Raw genomic sequence first — 10,883 nt, forward strand, 5'->3', positions numbered from 1 at the left:
GCCGGCGCGCCGGCCGAGGAGAGGCGGGGAGGCGAGGAAGGCGTCGACGCTGTCGAGGAGGGCGAGGTAGCGCGGCGCCGACAGCGCCTCCCGGAGCCGGTCGCGGGCACGGAGCTCCTCCGCCGCCATTCCGGCGAGCCAGCTCGGCTCCTGGTCGGCATCCGGCAACCGCGCCAGGCGCTGCTCGAACCGCGCCCGGAGGACCTCCAAGTCGCGGACCTCGCCCAGGGCGTCGGCCAGCCACTTCAGCTCGGTCTCCAGACCGGCGGCGTGAGCCGGCTCGATCAGACGCCGATGGGTGCGCAGGAGGCTGCGCATCCGCCGGGCGGCCACCCGCATCTTGTGCACCGAGTCGTCGTCGTGGTCGGCCAGCCGGACCAGGGGGTCATGCGCCAGCATCTTCGCGAAGTGCTTGCCCAGGTAGGTCACCAGCACGTCGCCGGCGGTGCCGGTGGCCGGCGGGCGCGTCGTGGCGGGGACCGTCTCCAGGGTCCGTGCCAGCTTGGACCGGGCGACCGCCTCGCGGGCACCGGCGTCGAGCAGGTGGTCGCCGACGGCGCCCAGGAAGTCGTCCGAGGCGGTGACGGCCTCGATCTCGATCTCCCGCCAGGCCATCAGGCGGACCTCGCCGTCGTTCCGCCCGAACGGGTGCGCGTGCACCGTGTCGTCGGCGAGTTTCGCCAGCACCCGGCCGTCCTCGTCCAGCAGCGGGCGTTCGACCCGGCGGGTCTCCACCTCGGCCACGGGGATCAGCGGGCGGCCACGGGCGTGGGCGGTGACGAGCGTGACCAGCTCCGCCGGAACGTCCTGCGCGCTCTCGGCGAGCGGCAGCCGGATCTCACGCTTGGTGTTCTTGCCGGCCGGCAGCTTCAGGTGCCATCCGGCGTCGTCGCCGCCCTGGCGGCGGCGCAGGGTGATCCCGCGTGCGGCGAGGCGCAGGTCCTCGGTGTCGAAGTAGCGTGCCTGGAGGGTGTGCGTCGCGGGGGCGCCGACCCGCACCTCCAGGTCCGGAAGCACGAAGTCGGCGTCGGCGTCGTACTTTCGCTCGAGCTCCGTATGGCGAGTCACGTCATTCTCCTTAAACAGCGCTATATCGGGGCAAACGACATACCCAGTTCGCGGCCGTCGAAGAATCGTCGTGGCGGGAGAGTGGCCATCCGCGGAGCGGAGGCGGTGATCAGCGTGCCTTCTGGGAGGCGGTGATCAGCGTGCCTTCTGGGAGGCGGTGATCAGCGTGCCTTCTGGGAGGCGGTGATCAGTGCGCCTTCTGGAACGCGGTGACGGTGGTGCCGCCTTTGGTGCAGTCGGCGCCGCGGCCGTTCTGCTGGATCTGGTCGGACGGATAGATCACGCATGACCAGCCCTGGACCGCGAGCCCGCCTCCGCTGCCCTGTCCGGGCGCCTTGCCCTCGGCGACCGCGGCGAAGAACGCCTTGTAGACCGAGACCGCCTCCCCGCAGGCAGCCGAGCCCTTGGTCACCTTGAGGTACGCGGGGGCGCCGCCGGCGGCGTCGATCTGCCCGCAGTCAACCGCGTCGGCCGTCACCGTTCGCGTGGTCTTCGGCGTGCCACCCGAACCGCAGGCGGCGGCGAGGAGCAGGACGGCCAGCGGCGGCGAGAGCACGGCGATGCGGCGCATGGAGGGACAGTAGCGTCTTCTCGCATACCGGGACGGCGGTTGCATGATGATGCAGGGAAATGCATACTTAACGCATCGGCGGAGGAGGAGACGATGGGCACGCGTGCGGCGGTCGCCGGAGCGAGCGGCTATGCGGGCGGTGAGCTGCTGCGTGTTCTGTCCGGGCACCCCGAGTTCGAGATCGGCGCGCTGACCGCCGCGTCCAGTGCGGGCACTCTCCTCGGGGCACACCAGCCGCACCTGTACCCCCTCGCGGACCGGGTACTCGCGGAGACGACGCCCGAGACCCTGGCCGGCCATGACGTGGTCTTCCTGGCCCTGCCGCACGGGCAGTCCGGGCCGATCGCGGAGGGGCTCGGCGACGACGTGCTCGTCGTCGACTGCGGCGCGGACTTCAGGCTCTCCGACGCGGCCGAGTGGGAGCACTACTACGGCGGCACGCACGCCGGCACGTGGCCGTACGGTCTGCCGGAGCTGCCCGGCAACCGCGCGCGGCTCCGCGACACCCGGCGCATCGCGGTGCCGGGCTGCTACCCGACCGTGTCGCTGCTGGCGCTGTTCCCCGCGTACGCCGCCGGGCTGGCCGAGCCCGACGCCGTGATCGTGGCCGCCTCCGGCACCTCCGGCGCGGGCCGGGCGGCCAAGCCCAACCTGCTCGGCAGCGAGGTCATGGGCTCCATGAGCGCGTACGGCGTGGGCGGCGTCCACCGCCACACCCCGGAGATCACCCAGCAGCTCTCCGCGGTGGCCGGCCACCCGGTCACCGTGTCGTTCACGCCGACCCTGGCGCCGATGAGCCGGGGGATCCTCGCCACCTGTTCGGCCAAGGCCGCGCCGGGCGTCACCGCGCAGCGCCTGCGCGAGGCGTACGCCCAGGCGTACGCCGACGAACCGTTCGTCCGCCTGCTGCCCGAAGGGCAGTGGCCCGCGACCGCCATGACGCTCGGCGCCAACACCGCCGTCGTCCAGGTCGCGCTCGACGAGCGGGCCGGCCGCGTCGTCGCGGTGGCCGCCATCGACAACCTGACCAAGGGCACCGCCGGCGGGGCCGTGCAGAGCGCGAACCTCGCCCTCGGTCTGCCCGAAGAACTGGGTCTCACCACGATCGGAGTCGCCCCGTGAGCGTCACCGCCCCTCTCGGCTTCAGAGCGGCCGGCCTGGCCGCCGGCATCAAGAAGGGCGGTGAACGCGACCTCGCCCTCGTCGTCAACGACGGCCCGACCCGCGCGGCGGCCGGTGTTTTCACCCGCAACCGCGTGAAGGCCGCGCCGGTGCTGTGGTCGGAGCAGGTACTCCGCGGCGGGCGGGTGCGCGCCGTCGTGCTGAACTCCGGCGGGGCCAACGCCTGCACCGGCCCGGCGGGCTTCCAGGACACGCACCAGACCGCGGAGAAGGTCGCCGCCGTCCTCGACGACTCGGCCGGCGAGATCGCGGTCTGCTCCACCGGCCTGATCGGTGAGCGGCTGCCCATGGACACGCTGCTGGCCGGCGTCGAGGAGGCGGCCCGCGAGCTGTCCCGCGACGGCGGCCTCCCGGCGGCCGACGCGATCCGGACCACGGACACCGTCGCCAAGATCGCGTTCCGCCGGGCGACCGACGGCTACACGGTCGGCGGCATGGCCAAGGGCGCGGGCATGCTCGCCCCCGCCCTCGCCACCATGCTCTGCGTCATCACGACCGACGCCGACGTCGACGCGGCGACCCTCGACCGGGTCCTGCGGCGGGCGTGCGAGACGACCTTCGACCGGCTCGACACCGACGGCTGCATGTCCACCAACGACACGGTCCTGCTGCTGGCCAGCGGCGCGAGCGGGGTCACCCCGTCCGAGGACGAGCTCGCCCAGACGGTCACCGACATCTGCGCCGACCTGGCCCGGCAGCTGCTGCTCGACGCCGAGGGCGCCACCAAGGCGATCGCGATCGAGGTCGTCGGCGCGGCCGACGCCGAGGACGCGGTCCTCGTCGGGCGCGCGGTGGCCCGCAGCAACCTGCTCAAGTGCGCGATCCACGGCGAGGATCCGAACTGGGGCCGCGTGCTGGCCGCCGTCGGCACGACCGACGCCGTGTTCGAGCCGGACCGGCTCAACGTCGCGATCAACGGCGTCTGGGTGTGCCGCAACGGCTCCGTCGGCGACGACCGCGCCAAGGTCGACATGCGGCCGCGGGACGTGACCATCACGGTCGACCTCGGTTCCGGCGCCCACACCGCGACCGTGCACACCACCGACCTGACCGCCGACTACGTCCACGAGAACTCCGCGTACTCCTCATGACGACGAAACCGCGCATACGTACGCAGGCGAGCGCCGCCGCCCTGCAGAAGGCGGCCACGCTCATCGAGGCGCTGCCCTGGCTCGAGGAGTTCCACGGCACGACCGTCGTGATCAAGTACGGCGGCCACGCCATGATCGACGACGAGCTGCGGCTGGCCTTCGCCCGCGACGTCGCCTTCCTCCGGTACGCCGGGCTCCGCCCGGTCGTCGTGCACGGCGGGGGTCCGCAGATCAACGCCCAGCTCGACCGGCTCGGGCTGGAGAGCACCTTCACGGCCGGGCTCCGGGTGACCACGCCGGAGACGATGGACGTCGTCCGCATGGTGCTGGTCGGCCAGGTCGGTCCCGACGTCGTCGGGCTGCTCAACCAGCACGGCGCGTTCGGCGTGGGCATGTCGGGGGAGGACGCCCGGCTGTTCACCGCCGAGCGGAAGACCGCGGTCGTGGCCGGCCGGGAGGTCGACCTCGGCATGGTCGGTGAGATCGTCGACGTGGACACCGGCGCGGTCCGCAGTCTCCTCGACGACGGCCGCATCCCGGTGATCTCCAGCATCGCGCGCGGCGAGGACGGCGAGGTCTACAACGTCAACGCCGACACCGCGGCGGGCGCGCTGGCCGTCGCCCTGCAGGCCGGCAAGCTGATCGTGCTGACGGACGTCGAGGGACTCTACTCCGACTGGCCGGCCGACGGCTCCGCGGACGCCTCCGAGGTGATCGACCAGATCACCGCCGCCGACCTGGAGACGCTGCTGCCGGACCTGTCGGCGGGCATGGTGCCGAAGATGGAGGCATGCCTGCGCGCGGTGCGCGGCGGGGTGCCGCGCGCCCACGTCCTCGACGGCCGGGTCCCGCACGCGCTGCTGCTGGAGGTCTTCACCGACGAGGGGATCGGAACGATGGTGGTGCCGTCATGAACGACCTGCGGAAGCGGTTCGAAGCCGCGCTGATGCCCAACTACGGCGTCCCGCCGGTCGCGCTCGCCCGCGGCGAGGGCTGCCGGGTCTGGGACACCGACGGCGCCTCCTACCTCGACCTGATCGGCGGCATCGCGGTCTCCTCGCTCGGCCATGCCCACCCGGCGCTCGTGCAGGCGGTGTCCGCGCAGGTCGCCACCCTCGCGCACACCTCGAACCTGTTCCTGCACGAGCCCGAGGTGCTCCTCGCCGAGCGCCTTCTCGGCCTGCTCGGCGGCGACGGGCGCGTGTTCTTCACCAACTCCGGCACCGAGGCCAACGAGGCGGCCTACAAGCTCGTCCGGCGGTACGCCGGCCCCGGCAGGAGCTACGTCGTCGCGGCCGAGAGCGGCTTCCACGGCCGGACGATGGGCTCCCTCGCGCTGACCGGCAAGGCGGCGATCCGCGAGCCGTTCGGCCCGTTCCCCGCGGACGTGCGTTTCGTGACGTACGGCTCGGTCGACGAGCTGCGGGCCGCCGTCACCGGCGACTGCGCGGCCGTCTTCCTCGAGCCGACCCAGGGCGAGGCCGGAATCATCCCCCCGCCGGAGGGCTACCTCACGGCCGCGCGAGCGATCTGCGACGAGGCCGGCGCGGCGCTCGTCCTCGACGAGATCCAGAGCGGCATCGGCCGGACCGGGACCTGGTTCCAGCACCAGCACGAGGGCGTCCGGCCCGACGTCATCACGCTGGCGAAGGGGCTCGGCGGCGGACTGCCCATCGGCGCCTGCGTCGGCTTCGGCCCGTACGCCACCGCGTTCGGCAAGGGCGACCACGGCTCGACGTTCGGCGGCAACCCGGTGGCCTGCGCCGCCGCGCTCGCCGTGCTCGACACCATCGAGCGCGACGGACTCCTCGACCACGTCACGAAGGTCGGCGACCGGCTCGCCGCCGGCATCGAAGCGGTCGACCACCCGCTCCTCGCGGGCGTACGCGGCCGGGGACTGTGGCGGGCGATCGTCCTCACCGAGCCGAAGTCCGCGGCCGTCGAGGCCGCCGCCCGCGACGCCGGCTTCCTCGTCAACGCCGTCGCGCCGCAGGCCGTCCGGCTCGCCCCGCCACTGATCATCACGGCGGACGAAGCGGACTCCTTCATCGCGGCCCTGCCGGGCATACTAGGGGCGACATGACCACGCCCCTGACCAAGACGGCACGGCAGTCGCGGATCATCGAACTGCTCGGCCGCAACGCCGTGCACTCCCAGAGCGAACTGGCCCGGCTGCTCGCCGACGCCGGCGTCGACGTCACGCAGGCCACCCTGTCGCGCGACCTCGTCGACATCGGCGCGGTCAAGCTGCGGGCCGAGGACGGCTCACTGATCTACGCGGTGCCCGGGGAGGGCGGCGAGCGCATCCGCCGCGCCCGGACCGGCGCCGCCGAGACGTTCGGCGGCCGCCTGGCCCGGCTCGCCCAGGAGCTGCTCGTCTCGGCCGAGGCCTCCGCCAACCTCGTCATCGTACGGACGCCGGCCGGCGCCGCGCAGTTCCTCGCCTCGGCCATCGACCACGCCGACTGGCCGACCGTGCTCGGCACGGTCGCCGGCGACGACACCGTCCTCGTGATCGCGCGGGATCCCTCGGGCGGCGCCGACCTCGCGGCCGCCCTGCTCGCGCTGACCGAGCGGCGCCCGGACGAACGCGCCGTGCGCGGTCCGCGTGACGTCGGCGGCCCCGCCGACCAGTCATGGGAGCCCGTCGGCGCGGACGACCCCGGTGCTCGGGGTGCCGGCGCGCCGACGGTCCCGCAGCACGCCGAACGACGACCGTAGGGGGTGTCCGGTGCCACCGGACACCCCCGAAGGGCACCGCCCGGTGCGGCGCCCGACCGATGCTCCGGCCCGGAGCACACCCCGGCACTCGCCGGGAACACCTTCATGATCGAGCTTTTCGGCCGCCTACGGACGGCCGCCGACACGGCCCGCCTGACATGCAGTAGTTTCGCATCGGCGGCCGGTCAAGGACGCCTGCCAACAGCTTCCCAGGGAGAAGAACAGCGTGACGGACGACCAGCAGCGCAAGACACCGACCAGGCTGTGGGGCGGCCGGTTCGAGGGCGGTCCGTCCGAGGCCCTCGCCCGGCTGTCGGTCAGCGTGCAGTTCGACTGGCGGCTCGCCCCGTACGACCTGCTGGGGTCGCGCGCCCACGCGCGGGTCCTGCACCGGGCGGGCCTGCTCACCGAGGACGAGCTGCGCCGCATGCTCGACGCGCTCGACGATCTCGACGACGCCTGCCGCTCCGGCGAGTTCCGGCCGGCCGTCGCCGACGAGGACGTCCACACCGCGCTCGAACGCGGCCTGCTCGAACGCCTCGGCGCTCTCGGCGGCAAGCTGCGCGCCGGGCGCAGCCGTAACGACCAGGTCGCCACCGATCTGCGGCTCTACCTGCGAGACCACGTCCGGCAGATCGTCTCCCGGCTCGTGGAGCTGGAGACCGCGCTGATCGCGCAGGCCGACCACAACCTCGGGGTCGCCGCACCGGGGATGACCCACCTGCAGCACGCCCAGCCGGTGCTCTTCTCCCACCAGCTCCTGGCACACGTGCACGCGTTCGCCCGCGACGTCGACCGGCTGCGGGACTGGGACAAACGGGCCGCGATCAGCCCGCTCGGCTCCGGCGCGCTCGCCGGGTCCTCCCTGCCCCTCGACCCGGAGGCCGTCGCCGAGGAGCTCGGCTTCGCCGCGGCCGCCCCCAACTCGATGGACGCCGTCAGCGACCGCGACTACGCCGTCGAGTTCCTCGCCGCGGCCGCCCTGATCGGCGTGCACCTGTCGCGGCTGGGGGAGGAGGTCGTCCTCTGGGCCTCCCAGGAGTTCCGCTGGATCGAGATGGACGACACGTACGCCACCGGGTCGTCGATCATGCCGCAGAAGAAGAACCCGGACGTCGCCGAGCTCGCCCGCGGCAAGACCGGCCGGCTCATCGGCCACCTCACCGCCCTGCTGACCACCCTCAAGGGCCTGCCGCTCACGTACAACCGCGACCTGCAGGAGGACAAGGAGGGCGTGTTCGACGCCGTCGACACCCTCCTGCTCGTCCTGCCCGCCGTGTCCGGTCTGATCGCCACCATGCGCGTCAACACCGAGCGCCTGGAGGCCCTCGCGCCCCAGGGCTTCGCCCTCGCCACCGACGTCGCCGAGCTGCTCGTCCGCAAGGGCGTGCCGTTCCGCGACGCGCACGAGGTCGTCGGCCACCTCGTCGTCTGGTGCCAGGTCAACGACAAGGACTTCGGCGACCTCAGCGACGATGAGCTCGCCAAGGTCTCTCCGCACCTGACCCCGGACGTCCGCGACGTGTTCTCCGTCCAGGGCGCGCTGGCCGCGCGGAAGGCGTACGGCGGCACCTCTCCGGAGCGCGTCGCCGAGCAGCTCACGACGCTTCGCTCCCTCGTCGACGGTCACGCCTCCTGGGCGGCCTCGGGGGCCTGATGAGCGCTCCGCTCCCGCGCGCGTTCTTCGACCGGCTGCCCGAAGAGGTGGCGCCCGACCTGCTCGGGTGCGTCCTCGAGCGATCCTCCCCCCAGGGCACGGTCGCGGTGCGCCTGACGGAGGTGGAGGCGTACGCCGGGCCCCTCGATCCGGCCTCGCACGCCTACCGGGGCCGGACGGACCGCAACGCCGTCATGTTCGGTCCGCCCGGCCACGCGTACGTGTACTTCACATACGGCATGCACTACTGCGTGAACCTCGTGTGCCTGGAGGAGGGCACCGCCGCGGCCGTGCTGATCCGGGCGGGGGAGATCGTCGAGGGCCGCGAACTGGCCATGGCACGCCGGCCGCGCTCCTCGGAACGCGACCTGGCCCGCGGCCCGGCCCGGCTCTGCGAGGCCCTGGCGATCGACCGCACCCTGTACGGCGCCGACGTGTGCGACCTGGAGAGCCCCCTGCGCGTCCTGCCCGGCGCGCCGCCCGCCGAGGTACGCACCGGCCCCCGTACGGGCGTGACCAGCGCCAAGGACGTGCCCTGGCGGTTCTGGATCGACGGGGACCCGAGCGTCTCCGCCTACCGTCTGCACACTCCCCGCCACCGACGGGGTCCGGAGGCGCGCCGCTAGATCCGCTAGATCCGCGAGACCGGCCGTGCCGGAGGGTACGTCCGCGTTCGGCCGCGTTCGGCGGGAGATCGCGCCAGGCTCGAGAACCTGCACCCCGTCGGCCGTTCCAGCGGAGAGTCTCTCCGCTGGAACGGCCGACGGTGTCCGGGGGCGGGGGAAATCGGTGGGAGACCCACCAGACGCCCCGTTACCTTGATGTCGAACCGGTCCGGCATCCTTGTAGAGACCGGACGTACGCACGAGACGAGGAAGAACGTGGCCGACATACTGGACGATCTCGCCTGGCGGGGCCTGATCACACAGTCCACCGACCTGGACGATCTGCGGGCGATGCTCGCCTCGGGGCCGGTCACGCTCTACTGCGGTTTCGACCCGACCGCGCCCTCGCTCCACGTGGGGAGCCTGGTGCAGTTGCTGACGCTGCGCCGGTTCCAGCAGGCGGGCCACCGGACGATCGGACTGGTCGGCGGGGCGACCGGGCTGATCGGCGATCCGAGCGGCAAGAGCGCCGAGCGCACGCTGAACTCCGAGGAGGTCGTCGCCGGCTGGGTCGAGCGCATCCGGGCGCAGGTGTCGCGGTTCCTCGACCTGACCGGTGACCGCGGCCTGATCGTCAGCAACCTCGACTGGACCGGCCCCATGTCGGCCATCGAGTTCCTGCGCGACATCGGCAAGCACTTCCCGGTCAACCGCATGCTCGCGCGGGAGACGGTGAAGTCGCGGCTGGACACCACCGGCCTGAGCTACACCGAGTTCAGCTACGTGCTGCTGCAGTCGATGGACTTCCTGGAGCTGTTCCGCCGGTACGACTGCCGGCTCCAGACCGGCGGCAACGACCAGTGGGGGAACCTCACGGCGGGCGTCGACCTCATCCGGCGGGTGGAAGGGGGAAGCGCGCACGCGCTGACGACCCCGCTCGTCACCCGCGCCGACGGCACCAAGTTCGGCAAGACGGCCGGCGGCGAGACGTACTGGCTGGATCCCGAGCTGACCTCGCCGTACGCCTTCTACCAGTTCTGGCTCAACGCGGACGACCGCGACGTCTCGACGTACCTGCGGTACTTCAGCTTCCGGAGCCGCGAGGAGATCGAGGAGCTGGAGAAGGCGACGAGCGAACGCCCGGCCGCTCGAGCGGCGCAGCGCGCCCTCGCCGAGGAGCTCACCACGCTCGTCCACGGAGCCGAGGAGACGCAACGCGTGATCGCCGCGTCTCGTGCGCTGTTCGGCCAGGGCGACCTGGGCGAGCTGGACGAGCGCACGCTGGGCAGCGCGCTCGCCGAGGTGCCGTCCACGACCGTGTCCGGGCCGCTGCCTCCGGTCGTCGACCTGCTGGCGGCGACCGGGCTGGTCGGCAGCAAGTCCGAGGCCCGCCGCACGGTCGCCCAGGGCGGGGCGTACGTCAACAACGTCAAGGTCACCGATGAGGCGGCCGTACCCGACCGGGGCGACCTCCTGCACGGCCGCTTCCTCGTGCTGCGGCGTGGCAAGCGGAACATCGGCGGAGTGACGGTCGCCTCCGAGTGACCTCACCGGGCGGCGCCCCTACCGGGGTGCCGCCCGCCCCGAGCACGCACAGACGGTACGCGAGCGGAGACCCGTGCCGGGCTTCGTCCTGGAGCGACGACCGGCACGCGGCGGAATCGTCCGAGCCGAGGCCGCGTTGACGAGCCTGGGGTGCCGCTCGGGCACGGCCTGGGAGACATCCTCGAGGCGACTCGGCCGTAGCGGTGGGAGAGATCGCCGTAGACCGTCCGAACGCACGGTCTACTTCGCGCCTGTCGAGTCTTCGCGGTCACGAGTCGAGACGCAGCCGGATCCTCGCGATCAGCGCATACGCGATCACGTAACGCCGATTTGACGGGTTATCCAGGTGGACGTAATGTTCTCTTCGCCCCAAGGGAAGCGGGACGCCGGAAGGCGGCCGGCCCGGGGGAAGCCCACACGGAGTTGTTCTGGTCCGGACGGTG

General features: G+C 72.7%; 9 protein-coding genes and 1 pseudogene. 8 read left to right on the forward strand and 2 right to left on the reverse strand.

What is annotated here, in order from left to right; genetic code table 11:
- Positions 1 to 1,068, reverse strand: a 1,068-nt coding sequence (locus AB0K82_RS41065) for a CHAD domain-containing protein (protein WP_364408097.1), incomplete at its 3' end; no start/stop codon positions are given.
- A gap of 187 nt (positions 1,069 to 1,255) precedes the next feature.
- Positions 1,256 to 1,639 (reverse strand): hypothetical protein, encoded by a 384-nt coding sequence (locus AB0K82_RS41070; protein WP_364408100.1) that lies wholly within the window; start codon positions 1,637 to 1,639, stop codon positions 1,256 to 1,258.
- Positions 1,640 to 1,732: 93 nt separating this feature from the next.
- Between AB0K82_RS41070 and argC the strand changes: the two genes are divergently transcribed.
- From argC to tyrS, 8 genes and pseudogenes are all read left to right on the forward strand, one after another.
- Complete coding sequence (gene argC, locus AB0K82_RS41075; RefSeq protein WP_364408103.1) at positions 1,733 to 2,761, forward strand: N-acetyl-gamma-glutamyl-phosphate reductase; 1,029 nt, start codon at positions 1,733 to 1,735, stop codon at positions 2,759 to 2,761.
- Complete coding sequence (argJ, locus tag AB0K82_RS41080; RefSeq protein ID WP_364408105.1) at positions 2,758 to 3,912, forward strand: bifunctional glutamate N-acetyltransferase/amino-acid acetyltransferase ArgJ; 1,155 nt, start codon at positions 2,758 to 2,760, stop codon at positions 3,910 to 3,912. The genes argC and argJ overlap by 4 nt, the downstream gene beginning before the upstream one ends.
- Positions 3,909 to 4,826 (forward strand): acetylglutamate kinase, encoded by a 918-nt coding sequence (argB, locus tag AB0K82_RS41085; protein ID WP_364408108.1) that lies wholly within the window; start codon positions 3,909 to 3,911, stop codon positions 4,824 to 4,826. Before argJ ends, argB begins: the two co-directional genes overlap by 4 nt.
- Positions 4,823 to 5,995, forward strand: coding sequence for an acetylornithine transaminase (locus AB0K82_RS41090; RefSeq protein WP_364408111.1), 1,173 nt, complete (start codon positions 4,823 to 4,825; stop codon positions 5,993 to 5,995). The genes argB and AB0K82_RS41090 overlap by 4 nt, the downstream gene beginning before the upstream one ends.
- A pseudogene (locus AB0K82_RS41095) lies at positions 5,992 to 6,495 on the forward strand (arginine repressor); the annotation flags it as partial. The gene AB0K82_RS41090 and the pseudogene AB0K82_RS41095, both read left to right, overlap by 4 nt.
- Before the next feature lie 364 nt (positions 6,496 to 6,859).
- A complete protein-coding gene (argH, locus tag AB0K82_RS41100) occupies positions 6,860 to 8,290 on the forward strand; it encodes an argininosuccinate lyase (RefSeq protein WP_364408114.1) in 1,431 nt (476 codons plus the stop codon).
- Complete coding sequence (locus tag AB0K82_RS41105; RefSeq protein WP_364408117.1) at positions 8,290 to 8,916, forward strand: DNA-3-methyladenine glycosylase; 627 nt, start codon at positions 8,290 to 8,292, stop codon at positions 8,914 to 8,916. The genes argH and AB0K82_RS41105 overlap by 1 nt, the downstream gene beginning before the upstream one ends.
- Positions 8,917 to 9,171: 255 nt before the next feature.
- Positions 9,172 to 10,440 carry a tyrosine--tRNA ligase gene (gene tyrS, locus AB0K82_RS41110; RefSeq protein WP_364408120.1) on the forward strand — a complete coding sequence of 423 codons (1,269 nt, stop codon included), beginning with the start codon at positions 9,172 to 9,174 and terminating at the stop codon, positions 10,438 to 10,440.
- Positions 10,441 to 10,883: the final 443 nt, after the last annotated feature.

Source organism: Actinoallomurus sp. NPDC052274, assembly GCF_040679475.1.
GTDB classification, from domain to species: Bacteria; Actinomycetota; Actinomycetes; order Streptosporangiales; family Streptosporangiaceae; genus Actinoallomurus; species Actinoallomurus liliacearum.

Bases quoted from the DNA above. Each gene is read 5' to 3' on its own strand.
- argC (WP_364408103.1), top strand. From the start codon at position 1,733: ATGGGCACGCGTGCGGCGGTCGCCGGAGCGAGCGGCTATGCGGGCGGT.
- AB0K82_RS41105 (WP_364408117.1), top strand. From the start codon at position 8,290: ATGAGCGCTCCGCTCCCGCGCGCGTTCTTCGACCGGCTGCCCGAAGAG.
- AB0K82_RS41090 (WP_364408111.1), top strand. From the start codon at position 4,823: ATGAACGACCTGCGGAAGCGGTTCGAAGCCGCGCTGATGCCCAACTAC.
- AB0K82_RS41070 (WP_364408100.1), bottom strand. From the start codon at position 1,639: ATGCGCCGCATCGCCGTGCTCTCGCCGCCGCTGGCCGTCCTGCTCCTC.
- argB (WP_364408108.1), top strand. From the start codon at position 3,909: ATGACGACGAAACCGCGCATACGTACGCAGGCGAGCGCCGCCGCCCTG.